This is a genomic window from Streptomyces milbemycinicus (genome assembly GCF_002154605.1).
GTDB classification, from domain to species: domain Bacteria; phylum Actinomycetota; class Actinomycetes; order Streptomycetales; family Streptomycetaceae; genus Streptomyces; species Streptomyces milbemycinicus.
Window position 1 is genome coordinate 1 of sequence record NZ_MUNE01000572.1, and the last position, 14177, is coordinate 14177.

14 protein-coding genes and 1 pseudogene are annotated in these 14177 nt (G+C 69.8%); 9 read left to right on the forward strand and 6 right to left on the reverse strand.

Annotation, left to right across the window (positions count from 1 at the left end):
• The 3 genes and pseudogenes from CCN51_RS55270 to CCN51_RS38460 all read left to right on the forward strand — a co-directional run.
• Positions 1 to 702, forward strand: a pseudogene (locus CCN51_RS55270) (OmpH family outer membrane protein); the annotation flags it as partial.
• 133 nt (positions 703 to 835) lie between these two features.
• Entirely contained in the window at positions 836 to 1504 is a 669-nt protein-coding gene (locus CCN51_RS38455; RefSeq protein WP_014177911.1) for a HEAT repeat domain-containing protein, read from the forward strand.
• 6 nt (positions 1505 to 1510) lie between these two features.
• A complete protein-coding gene (locus CCN51_RS38460; protein ID WP_043487234.1) occupies positions 1511 to 2515 on the forward strand; it encodes a MerR family transcriptional regulator in 1005 nt (334 codons plus the stop codon).
• 80 nt (positions 2516 to 2595) lie between these two features.
• Here the strand turns inward: CCN51_RS38460 and thiC are convergent, their stop codons facing one another.
• Positions 2596 to 4350 (reverse strand): phosphomethylpyrimidine synthase ThiC, encoded by a 1755-nt coding sequence (thiC, locus tag CCN51_RS38465; RefSeq protein WP_014177913.1) that lies wholly within the window; start codon positions 4348 to 4350, stop codon positions 2596 to 2598.
• Positions 4351 to 4556: 206 nt separating this feature from the next.
• On the opposite strand from thiC, the gene CCN51_RS38470 reads away from it, so the two are divergent.
• The gene (locus CCN51_RS38470; RefSeq protein ID WP_014177914.1) at positions 4557 to 6011 is read left to right on the forward strand and encodes a YibE/F family protein; all 1455 of its coding nucleotides are present in this window, start codon (positions 4557 to 4559) and stop codon (positions 6009 to 6011) included.
• Positions 6012 to 6103: 92 nt separating this feature from the next.
• Here CCN51_RS38470 and CCN51_RS38475 read toward each other — a convergent pair whose 3' ends face one another.
• From CCN51_RS38475 to CCN51_RS38485, 3 genes are all read right to left on the reverse strand, one after another.
• Entirely contained in the window at positions 6104 to 6541 is a 438-nt protein-coding gene (locus CCN51_RS38475; protein ID WP_043487236.1) for an SsgA family sporulation/cell division regulator, read from the reverse strand.
• Between the two features lie 569 nt (positions 6542 to 7110).
• The gene (locus CCN51_RS38480) at positions 7111 to 7329 is read right to left on the reverse strand and encodes a DUF5326 family protein (RefSeq protein ID WP_014177916.1); all 219 of its coding nucleotides are present in this window, start codon (positions 7327 to 7329) and stop codon (positions 7111 to 7113) included.
• 177 nt (positions 7330 to 7506) lie between these two features.
• Positions 7507 to 7824, reverse strand: coding sequence for a cupin domain-containing protein (locus tag CCN51_RS38485; protein ID WP_014177917.1), 318 nt, complete (start codon positions 7822 to 7824; stop codon positions 7507 to 7509).
• Between the two features lie 66 nt (positions 7825 to 7890).
• Here CCN51_RS38485 and CCN51_RS38490 point away from each other — a divergent pair, with 66 nt between their 5' ends.
• From CCN51_RS38490 to CCN51_RS38510, 5 genes are all read left to right on the forward strand, one after another.
• On the forward strand, positions 7891 to 8271 hold the full coding sequence (locus CCN51_RS38490; protein ID WP_014177918.1) for a phage holin family protein: 381 nt from the start codon (positions 7891 to 7893) through the stop codon (positions 8269 to 8271).
• A gap of 24 nt (positions 8272 to 8295) precedes the next feature.
• Entirely contained in the window at positions 8296 to 8886 is a 591-nt protein-coding gene (locus CCN51_RS38495; RefSeq protein ID WP_014177919.1) for a low molecular weight protein-tyrosine-phosphatase, read from the forward strand.
• The gene (locus tag CCN51_RS38500; RefSeq protein ID WP_014177920.1) at positions 8883 to 10082 is read left to right on the forward strand and encodes a cystathionine gamma-lyase; all 1200 of its coding nucleotides are present in this window, start codon (positions 8883 to 8885) and stop codon (positions 10080 to 10082) included. Before CCN51_RS38495 ends, CCN51_RS38500 begins: the two co-directional genes overlap by 4 nt.
• Before the next feature lie 271 nt (positions 10083 to 10353).
• Positions 10354 to 11250 carry a LysR family transcriptional regulator gene (locus tag CCN51_RS38505; RefSeq protein ID WP_014177921.1) on the forward strand — a complete coding sequence of 299 codons (897 nt, stop codon included), beginning with the start codon at positions 10354 to 10356 and terminating at the stop codon, positions 11248 to 11250.
• Positions 11251 to 11292: 42 nt separating this feature from the next.
• Positions 11293 to 11778: an NUDIX domain-containing protein gene (locus CCN51_RS38510; protein ID WP_043490839.1), complete on the forward strand. Its 486-nt coding sequence runs from the start codon at positions 11293 to 11295 to the stop codon at positions 11776 to 11778.
• Between the two features lie 33 nt (positions 11779 to 11811).
• Here the strand turns inward: CCN51_RS38510 and CCN51_RS38515 are convergent, their stop codons facing one another.
• Together CCN51_RS38515 and CCN51_RS38520 are read right to left on the reverse strand one after the other, a co-directional pair.
• Positions 11812 to 12705, reverse strand: a complete 894-nt coding sequence (locus CCN51_RS38515) for a pyridoxamine 5'-phosphate oxidase family protein (RefSeq protein ID WP_055414239.1) — start codon at positions 12703 to 12705, stop codon at positions 11812 to 11814.
• Between the two features lie 226 nt (positions 12706 to 12931).
• The coding region (locus CCN51_RS38520) for a globin domain-containing protein (RefSeq protein ID WP_086860643.1) at positions 12932 to 14177 on the reverse strand (1246 nt) is incomplete at its 5' end.

Below are 14177 nucleotides of genomic sequence, written 5' to 3' on the forward strand. Positions count from 1 at the left end.
ACCCCGGACGCCCCCACCGCCTACGCCATGCCGAAGGAGGTCGCCGACGCCATCGTCCGGCTCGAGGAGCACAACCTCGACATGGACGCGCAGATGCTCGCCATGCAGCGCGAGGCCCAGGAGCTGCGCCGCGAGAGCGTCGAGATGATGCGGAAGTCTGCAGAGGCCCAGCAGGAGGTCGCCAAGACACAGCGGGAAGCCCTCGAAGCACAGCGGGAAGCACAGCGCGAGGCGGAGCGTGTTCAGCGCGAGATGATCGAGGCGATCCGCGAGTCCACCGCCGTCCAGCGGGATTCAATCGCCGCCGGACAGACCGCCGCTCATGCGCTCATGCAGTGCATCAGTGAGACCTTTGTGTCGATCAACCGGCTCGCGGACCGTATCGGAAACGTCGCCGACAGCATTCCACGCCACTGGCGGGACCTGCCTGAGCCGCCCAAGACGGTGACGCCGGCCTCGGTGATCGCCGAGTGGCGCGAGCACAACCTCGTGGTCACCGCCGACATCTGGGCCGTGGCCGTGTACATCCTGCCCGCGATCATCGCCCAGGGCGAATGCCTGTACCCACTGAGCACCATCGCGTCCAACACCGGACTCAACGAGCACCGGGTGCATGACGCGCTGCGCATGCTGCAGAAGCGCGGCTGCATCCGGCAGACCGGGGTGACTCCGGACGGCGCTCCGGTGTACGTCCTGAAGTAGTCCACTACCGACACGGCACGAGGGCCCGAAGTCGCAATCCGAAGTTGCGGCTTCGGGCCCCCAGTACGTTACCGCCACTCCTTGACCTTGACACAGTGACAAGGGCTTCACTCCAGCCAAGGAGGTGGTCCCGATGACCGTGCGACGTCAGGACACGGATACGACCCGAGCTCTCCAGGCGCTGGAGGACAGCCGCTCGCAAGTACGGCTGCGGGCAGCGCTGGCGGTTGGCACGGCCCCTGACCCGGGGTTCGTCGACAAGCTCATCGAGCGATGCGCGCTCGAGCCCGAGTTCTACGTGCGCGAAATGCTCACGTGGGCACTCACCCGCCACTCACCGTCGCTGACAGTCCCAGGGCTTCTCAAGGAACTCCGCTCGGAGCGTGCACAGGGGCGAAGCCAGGCGTTGCACACGCTGTCCAAGATCGCGGATCCGCAAACGTGGCCGGCGATCACACGAGAGCTTCTGTTCGACCCCGACGATGAGGTGGCGCGGGCCGCCTGGCGAGCAGCGGTCGTACTCGTACCCGCAGCTGAAAAGGCCAAGCTGGCTGCAGCGTTGTCGACGCAGCTCGGGCGCGGCGAGCGTGAGACGCAACTGAGCCTCAGCCGGGCACTGATCGCGCTCGGTGACGTAATCTTGCCAACTCTGCGCACCGCGATGACGGATCTCGACCCTCGTGTGCGCACGCACGCGGTCGCCACGGAACGGCTGTTGCGCAACCCGGACGCCGGATTCGAATTCGCGATCGAGGAGGCGAAGCGCGCTGTGGCCCTCGGCCCGACCAGCCAGAAAGGGTGATGGGCAGTGCTGATCGGCGATGTGGCACGACGGTCCGGAGTCAGCGCCCGCATGCTCAGGCATTACGAATCGCTCGGCCTGCTGCGGCCGGCGGATCGTACCGGCGCCGGCTATCGCGAGTACTCCAGCGACGACATCCGGCGCATCTTCCATATCGAGAGCCTGCGGTCCTTGGGGCTGTCGCTGCGTGACGTCAGGCGCGCGCTCGATGATCCCGGCTTCGCGCCCTCGGATCTCGTCGACGACCTCATCCGCCAGACGCGGGAACGCATCGCGGGTGAGACGGAGCTGCTTACGCGGCTCCGTCGGATCGGTGCCGCGGAACCCGACGGATGGGAAGACGTCCTCCAGATCGTCGCACTCCTCCAGGCGTTGGGTTCGGAGAGCGCTGGGAAGCGCCAGCGCGCGGCCCTGTCCTCAGTCGATGGGGCTTCGGTGCCAACGGAAGCGCTGGTCGAGGCCGCCCTGAACGAGACGGACGCGAATGTCGCCGGAGCCCTTCGATGGGCTTTGGCGCAATCGGGCGATGGCGGATTGGAGCTGCTGGCCGAGGGCCTCGACTCATCAGTGGCCGAGGTGCGGAAACGTGCCGTCCAGTGCATCGCTGAGATGCCGAGCTGTAAGGCGACCGCACTGCTGCAGGACGCCCTCACGAACCCCGACATCATGGTCCGCAGGTGTGCGGCCATGGCGCTCGGGGCACGTGGAGTGGCCGACGGGGTCCCGACGCTCATCGACATGGTCGTCGAGGACGCGAACGACGTCGATGCGGCCGATGCACTGAGTGCGCTGGCAAGTCGTCCCGCGTTGGCTGATCAGATCGCTACCCGGCTCGTGGAGAGTCTTGCCCACGGCGTCGTGGAATCGTCCGCACGTCGACGGCTGACACAGGCGCTCGCGGAGATCCCGGGAATCACGGCGTCACGTGCCCTCGCAGATCTGTCACACGACGAAGACCGTGTCGTCGCGCTGACTGCGGCATACATTCTCACGATGCGCGACGCACGATGATGGATCTTTCCCGTGGCCCTGTCGGTGGGGACCAGCTGCTGTTGGTCCCCACCGACAGGCGGCGTTGAGACGTCAGAAGATCAGTCCGCAATAGGCAGATAGACGCGATGCCCCGCCTCTGCGAACTCCTTCGACTTCTCCGCCATCCCGGCCTCGGCCGCGTCCATGGCGCCCCCGTGCTCGCGCCGGATGTCCTGGCTGATCTTCATCGAGCAGAACTTCGGCCCGCACATGGAGCAGAAGTGCGCCGTCTTCGCCGGTTCCGCCGGCAGCGTCTCGTCGTGGAAGGAGCGGGCCGTGTCCGGGTCGAGGGCCAGGTTGAACTGGTCCTCCCAGCGGAATTCGAAGCGGGCGTCGGACAGGGCGTCGTCCCATTCCTGGGCGCCGGGGTGGCCCTTGGCGAGATCGGCGGCGTGGGCGGCGATCTTGTAGGTGATGACGCCGGTCTTGACGTCGTCGCGGTCCGGCAGGCCCAGGTGCTCCTTCGGTGTGACGTAGCAGAGCATCGCCGTGCCCCACCAGGCGATCATCGCCGCGCCGATGCCCGAGGTGATGTGGTCGTAGGCGGGGGCGATATCGGTGGTGAGGGGGCCGAGGGTGTAGAAGGGGGCCTCCTCGCAGATCTCCTGCTGGAGGTCGACGTTCTCCTTGATCTTGTGCATCGGGACATGGCCCGGGCCCTCGATCATCGTCTGGACGTTGTGCCGCTTGGCGATCCGGTTGAGCTCGCCGAGCGTGCGCAACTCCGCGAACTGCGCCTCGTCGTTGGCGTCGGCGATCGAGCCGGGCCGCAGTCCGTCGCCGAGCGAGTAGGTGACGTCGTACGCGGCGAGGATCTCGCAGAGCTCCTCGAAGTGGGTGTAGAGGAACGACTCCTTGTGGTGGGCCAGGCACCATGCCGCCATGATGGAGCCGCCGCGCGAGACGATGCCGGTCTTGCGGCGGGCGGTCAGCGGGACGTACGGCAGCCGTACGCCCGCGTGCACCGTCATGTAGTCGACGCCCTGCTCGGCCTGTTCGATGACGGTGTCCTTGTAGATCTCCCAGGTCAGCTCCTCGGCCTTGCCGTCGACCTTCTCCAGCGCCTGGTAGAGCGGCACTGTGCCGATGGGGACGGGGGAGTTGCGCAGCACCCACTCGCGGGTGGTGTGGATGTTGCGGCCGGTGGAGAGGTCCATGACCGTGTCGGCGCCCCAGCGGGTCGCCCAGGTCATCTTCTCGACCTCCTCCTCGATGGAGGAGGTGACTGCGGAGTTGCCGATGTTGGCGTTGACCTTCACCAGGAATCGCTTGCCGATGATCATCGGCTCGATCTCCGGGTGGTTGACGTTGGCCGGGAGGACCGCCCGGCCGGCCGCGATCTCCTCGCGGACCACCTCGGGGGAGACGTTCTCGCGGAGCGCCACGTACTCCATCTCCGCGGTGATCTCGCCCCGGCGGGCATACGCGAGCTGGGTCACGGCGGCGCCGTCCCGGCCCCGGCGGGGCTGGCGGGGGCGGCCGGGGAAGACCGCGTCGAGGTTGCGCAGCCCGCCGCGCGGCGTGGTGTGCTTGATGCCGTCGTCCTCGGGGCGGACGGGGCGGCCCGCGTACTCTTCGGTGTCGCCGCGGGCGAGGATCCAGTTCTGCCGCAGCGGCGCGAGGCCGCGGCGGACATCTGTCTCGATCTGGGGGTCGGTGTACGGGCCGGAGGTGTCGTACAGCGTGACGTCCTGGCCATTGGTGAGGTGCACTCGGCGGACCGGGACCTGGAGGTCCGGCCGCGAGCCGGTGACATATCCCTTATGCCAGCCAAACTCGCGCATTTCGGGCGTGCGTGCATCCTGCAGAGTCATTGAGACCCACTCCCTACGCCGGCATTACCCGGTAACAGGTTCAGCGGTCGGCGCAGCATGGGGCCCGGGAGTCGTCCCCGGGCCAACACAGTCAGCGCCCTCTCAGCCCGGTGCTCCGAGCTCCCGCGATTGCAAAGGTGTCACCCACGCTAACGGTTGCCCGGCGGCGATGAACAGAGGGCCCTCGCTCTTGCGATGATCTGACGGTGACCTCGACACCGCAGCAGCATCAGCCCCATGAGCCCGGCCCCGGGCCCGGCCGCTCGAACGGCGGCGTACGCGGCCACAACCCCGAGTCCGGCCCTGAGCCCGGCTCCGACCGCGGCCCCGGGACCGGTCATACGCATGGCCATTCTCACAGCCACGGCCCCGCCGCGCCCGTCTCCGCCCATCTGCGCAAGGTGATCGCGGCGATCCTCATCCCCTTCGCCGCGGCCGTCGTCGCCGGGCTGATCGTGCTGTGGCCGGGCGGCACGCCCGACCACAAGGCCCATGAGCGCAGCGGGCTCGGCTTCGACCAGCAGACCGTGGCCGGGCGGGTGGTGAAGGTCGAGGAGGTCAACTGCGCCGACGTCAACGCCCAGCCGCAGCAGCCCACCGAGCCGGGTCAGGATGGAGCGAACCAGGAGGGCGCGGCCGGCGGATCCGGCAAGAAAGCCATCTGCGAGAAGGCGACCATCGAGGTCACCTCAGGCAAGGACAAAGGCCGCACATTTGAAGAAATCGTCCAGCCGAACGCGTCCCGCAAGTACGACGCCGGTCAGAAGCTGAAGCTGGCGTACGCGCCCAAGGCGCCGAAGAATCTGCAGTACTCCATCTCGGACGTCGACCGGGCGCTGCCCATGGCGCTGCTCGCCGGGCTGTTCGCGCTCGCGGTCGTGGTCGTCGGGCGGCTGCGCGGCGTCTTCGCGCTGGTGGCGCTCGCGGTCAGCTTCGGGGTGCTGACGCTGTTCATCCTCCCGGCGATCCTCGACGGCTCCAACCCGCTGGTCGTCGCGATCGTCGGGGGCAGCGCGATCATGCTCGTCGCGCTCTACATGTGCCATGGGCTGACGGCCCGTACGTCCGTCGCCGTGCTCGGCACGCTCATCTCACTGCTGCTGATCGGCCTGCTGGGCTCGCTGTTCATCGGCTGGGCGAGCCTGACGGGCAACACCGACGACCAGACGGGGCTGGTCCACGGCCTCTATCCGAATATCGAGATCCGCGGTCTGCTGCTGGCCGGGGTGATCATCGGGTCTTTGGGGGTGCTGGACGACGTGACCGTCACCCAGACCTCCGCGGTGTGGGAGCTCAGGGAGGCGGACCCCACGGCGGGCCGGCGCAAGCTGTACGCGGCCGCGATGCGCATCGGGCGGGACCATATCGCGTCCGTCGTGAACACCCTGGTGCTCGCGTACGCGGGCGCCTCGCTGCCGCTGCTGCTCCTGTTCTCGATCGCGGACAGCGGAGTGGGGGCGGTGGCGACGAGCGAGATCGTCGCCGAGGAGATCGTACGGACGCTCGTGGGCAGCATCGGCCTCGTCGCCTCGGTGCCGGTGACCACCGCGCTTGCCGCGCTCGTGGTCTCCGCGGACCGCGCGCCACAGGGCGGCGCGGAGCAGGGAGGCCACGGGGGCCGGGGCGGGCGCGGACGGCGGCGCCGGGCGCGCGGGCGCTGAACGGCCGCGGCCGGGGGCACCTCCCGGCGGTGGCCGGGGAGAGCCGAGCCCTGAAAAGAGGCGAACCGAGCCCTCAGAAAGGGGTGCACGCGCTAGCCGGCGTACCGATCCTCCGCGAGGATCCGGTCGAGCTCCGCGTCCAGGTCGCCGACCGGATCGCAGGCCGCCTGCTCCTGCCCGAACGGAACCACCCGGTCCGTACGGTCCAGGAAGGCCACCAGCGGGGCGGCACCGGCCCGGAACAGCGCCCGCTCCGCGCCCACTTGGAGCCTGATGAAGACGTCCGAAAGCCCCTCCGGTGAGGCGGGGGCGATGCGCACATCGCCCTCGCCCGAGGGTTTACTCAATCCGTCCAGTAGCAACTCCCGGGCGAAGGCCCAGCTGACGGGTGCGTCGCCGGGCAGATGGAAGGTGATCTCGACTGCGTACGGGTCGCTGCTGTCGTAGGACAGCTCGACCGGGATCCGGAAGGAGAGGTCCTGGGAGACCAGGAAGGTCATCGTCACTTCTGCCTGGACTGTGTCGCGCATGTCACGCATCGTTCGCCGCCCCGAGTTGATTGCGAATGGCCAGGTTTGAACGGCCTGGCCTCTTGACGCCATGGTCCGCCTGGCTTCAGCGGGCCATAAGAAGTGAATTTTCAGATATTGATAGGGATTGAGAGGGTGCTGATATCTCGGCCGACTCTGGAGCGTAGCGACTCGACTGCGGGGCGGAGTCGGTTTGCCTCATGTGAGGGACTGGAAATGGCCAGAGTTGCCGCGGCTCTCCGCGCGGCTGCGATCAAGAAAATCGGCGCGGGCGGGCGCATTCGCTCGCCGGGCCGGGCGGGGCGGCGCCGGCCTATGACGTGGGAGTTCGGAGCCGGTTCACCGGCCGCGGCCATGATCGCTTTCGTCAACAGGCACCCCCGGGGTGTGTTGCGAGGCAGACGCCCGGAACGGGAGACGTCGAGCACTCGAACTCTAACCGGAACGGTGCCGTCAAGCTGAGGTTTGGAACGCGCGTATCCCCCACGCGGCGTACCCGCGGCGCGAGGCAACGTACCCGAGGCCCGCTACGTACCCGAGGCCCGCGGCGGCGCAGCCGCCGCGCGGGGTCACCAGTCGCCGCGGGACGACGAGGACGAGCTGAACTTCCGCACGAGGTAGATCAGACCGGCGACGAGCGCCACCAGCAGCAGCGCCTTGAAGACCAGACCGACCACGAAGCCGACCACGCTCATGATCAGCCCGCCGAACACGGCCAGCACGAGGATCGGAACCGCGACCCATGTCACCCACCACGGCAAGCCCTGAAATATGCCCTTCGTCGCCACGTCGGTCCCTGCTTTCTTCGCTGAGCGAGTCGGTCCGGACCGGCCTTGGCGCCGGTCCGATCCCCGCCTTCGATGCTAGGACGGCCGACAAGCGAACACAGGCCCCGCGTCCCCCGTCCTCCCCTGACCGAACCCCTACGGGACGCGGGGCGGGCGCATCAGCTCCCAGTCCGAGAATCAGCTCTCCGGCGGGGAGAAGACGACCATGACCCGCAGGTCCTCCGTGATGTGGTGGAACTTGTGCGCCACACCGGCCGGTACGTACACCACGCTGCCGCGCGCCACCTGTGTGGTCTCCATCCCCACGGTGATCGATGCCCGCCCGCTCACCACCAGGTACACCTCGTCCTGGCCGTGCGGCTGCTGTGGATCGGTCTGGCCCGCGTCCAGCGCGTACAGCCCGACGGACATGTTCCGCTCGCGCAGGAACTGCAGATACGCACCGTCGTTCGCGGCACGCTCCGCCTCCAGCTCGTCCAGCCGGAACGCCTTCATTCGCCTCTCCGCCCCTTGCTCCCCGGCCCTGCCCAGCGCGGGGCCTGTTCTGCGACGATCTCAACCATGAAGAATCTTCTCGTCAAGACGATCGCCAACGCGGGCGCCCTCTGGGTGGCCATCTGGCTCCTCAAGGACATCACGCTGACCGGCGACAACGCCGGCCGCAAGGCGATCACGCTCATTCTTGTGGCGCTCGTGTTCGGCCTGGTGAACGTCGTGGTCAAGCCAGTGGTCAAACTGCTGGCCTTTCCGCTGTTCATTCTCACCCTCGGCCTGATCACTCTGGTGATCAACGCCCTGATGCTGCTGCTGACCTCCTGGCTGGCCAACAAGTTCGACCTGGCCTTCCATGTCGAGGGCTTCGGGACGGCCGTCATAGGCGCGTTGATCATCTCCATAGTCTCCTGGGCCCTGCATGTCGTCCTGCCCGACGACAAGGACTGAGCGCCGTCCAGCATGATGGGACGCATGAGAGCCCCGTCGCCCTACCGCGTCTGCTTCGTCTGCACCGGCAACATATGCCGGTCACCGATGGCCGAATCCGTCTTCCGCGCATACGCCGAGGAAGCCGGGCTCGACGGTCTTGTCGAGGTGGACAGCGCGGGCACCGGCCCCTGGCACGAGGGCGACGGGGCGGACCGGCGCACCATCTCCGTGCTCACGGCCCACGGCTATGAGCAGAACCACATCGCCCGGCAGTTCCAGTCCGCGTGGTTCGCCACCCTCGACCTGGTGATCGCCCTGGACAGCGGCCATCTGCGGGAGCTGCGTGCCCTCGCCCCGACGCCCGAGGACGCCGCGAAGGTGCGGCTGCTGCGCGAATACGACCCGGACGCCGACCCGGACGCCCCGGCCGCCCTGGACGTGCCCGACCCGTACTTCGGCGGGCCGGACGACTTCGAGGCGTGCCTGGAGATGATCGAGGCGGCGAGCGAAGGGCTGCTGGACGAGGTGAACAAGGCCATCACCGCCCGGGACACCCCCGCACCGGCCGCACCGGCCGCCCCAGCCACCCCTGTTACTTCCGTCACACCGACCGCCCCTGAAGAGAACGCATGACGAGCAAGCACACGGGCGACGGCACACGGGCCGTACGGGCGGGGCTGCCCGAGCCCGAGGCGTACGAGCCGACCCTGCCGGGCCCGGCCTTCGCCGCCCACTACCACCTGCCCGGCGACGCCGACGTCCACCAGGGCCCGTACACGTACGGCCGGGACGCCAACCCCACCTGGACCCGGCTGGAGCGGGCCATCAGCGAGCTGGAGTCGCCGGACGCCGACGCCGAGACGGTGGTCTTCGCCTCCGGTATGGGCGCGATCTCCGCGGTGCTGCTGTCCCAGCTGGGGCAGGGCGACGCGGCGGTCCTGCCCTCCGACGGGTATCAGCTCCTGGCCCCGCTCGGCGAGCGGCTGAGGGGCTACGGCATCGAGGTGCGCACCGCGCCCACCGGCGGCGACGCCCAACTGGCCCTCCTGGACGGCGCGCCGGACGCGGGCGGCGGCCCCCATAACGAACATGCCGAACCGCAGCCCGTGAAGCTGCTGTGGATCGAGTCCCCGGCCAACCCGGGCCTGGACGTATGCGATATCCGCCGGCTGGCCGACGCCGCCCACGAGCGGGGCGCGCTGGTCGCCGTCGACAACACCCTGGCCACCCCGCTCGGCCAGCGCCCCCTCGATCTCGGCGCGGACTTCTCCGTCGCCAGCGGCACCAAGGCGCTCACCGGCCACGGCGATGTCCTGCTCGGCTATGTCACCTGCCGCGACCCGGGCCTGGCCGCCTCCGTACGCGCCTGGCGCAAGATGGCCGGCGGGATCCCCGGCCCGATGGAGGCATGGCTCGCGCACCGCTCCCTGGCCACCCTCCAACTGCGCGTCGACCGCCAGGCCCGGACCGCGCTCGCCCTGGCCGAGGCGCTGCGCGAGCGCCCCGAGGTCACCGGGTTGCGCCACCCCGGGCTGCCGACCGACCCCGCGCACCGCGTCGCGGCGGCCCAGATGCGCGGCGGACGCTACGGCTGTGTGGTGTCCTTCGTCCTCCCCGGCCAGGAGCACGCCGACCGCTTCCTGGCCGCGCTGCGCCTGGTCGACGACGCGACCAGCTTCGGCGGCGTACGGTCCACGGCCGAGCGGCGCGGGCGGTGGGGCGGCGACGCCGTGCCGGACGGCTTCATCCGCTTCTCGGTGGGCGCCGAGGACCCGGACGACCTGATCGCGGATGTGCTGCGGGCACTCGATGAAGTCTCGATGAAGTGAAGTCTCGATGAAGTAAGGGCCGCGGCGCGGAGGTGACGGCAGTGACGGAGGTGACGGCGGCCGACCGCGCGCCCCTCGGAATCAGGCCATACCGGGCGGGCGTCTCAAGCCTCCCCCCTCGTGGCTTGAGACGCCCCGGTTCCCTCATGGAGAACCGCTTGAACAAGGCTAGTTGACTCAGCGTCAGTGTCCAATCACAGTAGCGACATGGGCCTATCGGCATATTTATAGTTGACCTGCGGCGGGGGCACGTCGAGCGGAGGGGAACCGCATGGATCTGGCCCTCTTACGCACATTTGTCACGGTTCATCGGGCCGGGTCCTTCACCCGTGCCGCCGTGCTGCTCGGGCTCTCCCAGCCCGCCGTCACCGGCCAGATCCGCACCCTCGAACGCCAGCTGGGCCGCCCCCTGTTTCTGCGCACCGCGCGCGGGGTCGTCCCCACCAGCGTCGGCGAAGAACTCGCCCACAAGGCCGCGCCCCACCTCGACGCGCTGCTGGAGATAGCCGAGGCCGGGCTCGACGACAGCTCCGCCAACCGCACCCTGCACCTCGCCGGCCCCCCGGAGTTCACCGCCCTGCGCGTCCTGCCCGCCCTCGCCCCGCTCATCAACCAGGGTCTTGCGGTGCGCTGCGCCTTCGGCAGCGCCGAGGAGCTGTTCGAGGGGCTGGCCGCCGGCCACCACGACCTGGCCGTCACCACCGTCCGGCCCCGCGGCCGGCTGCTGGCCGCCGCCCCGCTGTGCGACGAGGAGCATGTGCTGGTCGCCGCGCCGCGCTGGGCGGCCCGGCTCGGCGGCCCCGCGGTGTTACAGGTCAAGGGCGTCAGCGCACTGGAGCGGCTGCCGGTCGTCGAGGTCCATGAGAGCCTGCCGCTGATCACCCGCTACTGGTCGGCCGTCTTCGACACCCCGCCGATCACCGCGGGCACCGTCATCGCGCCCGATCTGCGGGCGGTGCTCAACTGTGTCGTGGAGGGCGTCGGGCTCGGCGTCCTGCCGCGCTATCTGTGCATGGACGCGCTGGACGCGGGGGAGGTCGTCGCCCTGCTCAACCCGCCGGTGCCGCCGCTGCGCACGTACTTCCTGGTGATCCGGACCGGTGCGCTCGCCCTGCCGCATATCGCACGGGCGCACGAGTGGCTGCTGCGCGCCGCTGTTGACTGGTGAGTACGGGGTTTCACCGGGCGACGCATGCGGCAGATCTCCACCATGACCGAACGACCTGTGGTCAAGCGCACCGCCCGCGCCATCCTGCTCGACGGCGGCCCCGAGCCCCGGCTGGTCCTGATCAAGCGCACCAAGCCCGGCGAGGAGCCGTACTGGATCACGCCGGGCGGCGGAGTGGAGCCCGAGGACGCCACGGTCGTCGACGCGCTGCACCGCGAGGTCGACGAGGAGCTCGGCGCGAAGGTGACGGACGTGGTGCCCGCCTTCGTCGACACCGTCCCGCACCCCGACGAGTCCTCGCCAGGTGTGAAGGTGCAGCACTTCTTCGTATGCCGCCTGGGGTCCATGGACCTGTCGCGGCGGCACGGCCCGGAGGTGGACGAGCCCTGCGGGGAGTACGAAGTGGTGCGCGTCCCGTTCACCCGGGCGGGGATCGCCTCGGTGGGGGTGGTGCCGCCGTCGCTGCGCGCGTATCTCGACGCGAACATCGAAGGTGTGCTGGCGCTGCTCGCCGACGACCTGGGCTGACCCCGGCGCTCCACCTGGCTACGGGCCGTTCGGCTACCGGAACCAGCCGCTGAACTGCTGCCCGGCCCCCTCCGGTGCCCGCTCCCGCGCCCTGGCCAGCACCCGCTCGGCCTCCTGCTGCCACTCCTCGGGGCGCGCGGGCCCGGAGCCGTGGTCCGCCTCCGGCTCCGGCTCCCGGCCGACCACGGGCATGCGCCGGCCCTCGCGTACGTCGGCGGCGGAGCCGAAGAAGTCGCCGCCCTTGCGCTTGAAGTCGTCCGTACCCCAGTCGTCACGGTCCCGGTCGGCGACGCCGCCGTCCAAGCTGCCGCCGTCCAAGCTGCCGCCCAAGCCGCCATCCGTACCGCCGCCCACAGCGCCGACCCTGGCGCCGGCCCTGGCGCCGACCCGCCGCTGGGCGGGCGCCTTCTGGAGATGCGGGATGTGCTTGGCGCAGTGGATGTACGCCTCCTCGACCGTCACCTCGACCCACACCACGGCCCGCCGCCCCGGCACCGGGTCGACCGGCAGCCCGGGGTGGGTGGCGCGCATCTCGGCGTCCTCCACCACCCGCGCCCGGCCGTTGATGTGCAGACCGATCCGGTCGCGCAGGAAGTCGATCATCAGGATGCCGAGGTGGGGGTTCTCCTCGATGTTCCCAAGGCTGGCCAGGACGCCGTTGCCCCGGTATTCGGGGTAGGCCAGGGTCTGGTCGTCGAACACCCGCAGAAAGCCGGGCGGCCCGGCCCGGAAGGTGCTGTCGCACTCGCCGTGCCGGTCGGCCGTCGCCAGGAAGAACATCTCCTGGCGGCCCACGAACTCCCGCATCCGCGCGTTGAGCCGGTCCAGCACCTGCTCGTCGTAGAAGCGGTCGGCGCGGTCGCCCGTGCCGAGCCGCCGCTGCAGCCGGTGTTCGCCGTCGCTGCCCGGACGTCTCGTACGGTCCATATCGGCCGTGGGGGCGTCGGCCGGCACGGTCCATGCCGTCGCCGCCCTCGCCGCCCTCGCCGTCGTCTCCGTCGTCGCCCTCTCGTGCTCGACGTCGTCCACGCTCACTTGTCCCTCATCCTGCGATCGCTCGAGTCAGTGATGCACTGCTCTCCCGGCCCCCAGTCCCCTGCTCCTCACTAGTCACTACTGCGTCACGGCCCCCCGCCGTGTTGCAGTTCCCCCGCTATTCCCCCGCCGCGACGAGCTCTTCGAGCGAATCGTGCCGTATGCGATGGGACGGGATCCCGATGCCTCGCAGGGTGTCCACACCGCTGCGGATCATCCCGGGCGGGCCGGACAGGTAGGCGTCGTAGGTGTTCCACGGGCCGTACTGGCGGACGGCGTCCGGGAGCCGGCCGCTGAGCCCGTTCGTCGGACTGTCGGAGACGACCGGGCGGACCGAGAGCCAGTGGTGGGCCTGCGCCAGCCGCAGCATGGTGTCGATGTCGTAGAGGTCGTGGTCGCTGCGGGCGCCGTAGAAGACCTCGACCGGGCGGTTGCGGCCGTGCTCGGCGACGTCCTCGACCAGGGCCTTGATCGGCGCGATGCCGGTCCCGCCGCCAAGGCAGAGCAGGCCGTTGTCGGAGGAGTGGTCGACCGTCATCGAGCCGGCCGGGGGGCCGAGGCGGATCACATCGCCGGGGCGGGCTCGGTGCACCAGTGCCGAGGACACCCAGCCGGCCGGCACCGCCTTGATGTGGAAGGACAGCAGACCGTCCGGGCGGGGCGCCGCGGCGAAGGAGTAGTGCCGCCACACCCGGGGCCACCAGGGGGTCTCCAGGGATGTGTACTGGCCGGCGAGGAAGGGGTACGGCTGGTCGGGGCGCACGGTGACGACCGCGATGTCCTGGGTGCGCAGCTCATGTCCGACGACCTCGGCCTGCCACCACGCGGGCGCGCGCAGCTCGTCCTCGGCCGCCGCGTCGATCATGATCTGCGAGATGGCGGTGTACGCCCGGACCCAGGCGCCCTCGGTCTCATTGCTCCAGGTCCCGGTCGCATAGCGGGTGAGCGCGCCGATCAGGCACTCGCCGACAGCCGGGTAGTGCTCCGGCTGGGTGCCGTACTTGCGGTGGCCGCGGCCGAGCCCCGAAAGATACTCGGTGAGGATGTCCGGGTCGTCCACCAGCTTGGCCGCGGTCAGCAGGGCCCTGAAGAGCCGGTCGCGCTGGGCGTCCATCGCGGCGGGGAACAGCGGGCGCAGATAGGGGTGCTGGACGAAGAGCAGCGCGTAGAAGTACGAGGTGACCTTGTCCGAGATGGGCTCGATCTCGGCCATCGTGCGGCGGATGAGGATCGCGTCGGGCGAGGCGGTGGGGTCCTCGGAGAACAGGCCCGCCGGCCGTACGTCCTGCGCGCCGGGCGCCTCGTCGGGGCGCTGGTGCTCCTCGTGCTCCCGTACGGCGGGCGGCCGGGCGTCGACGGGCCGG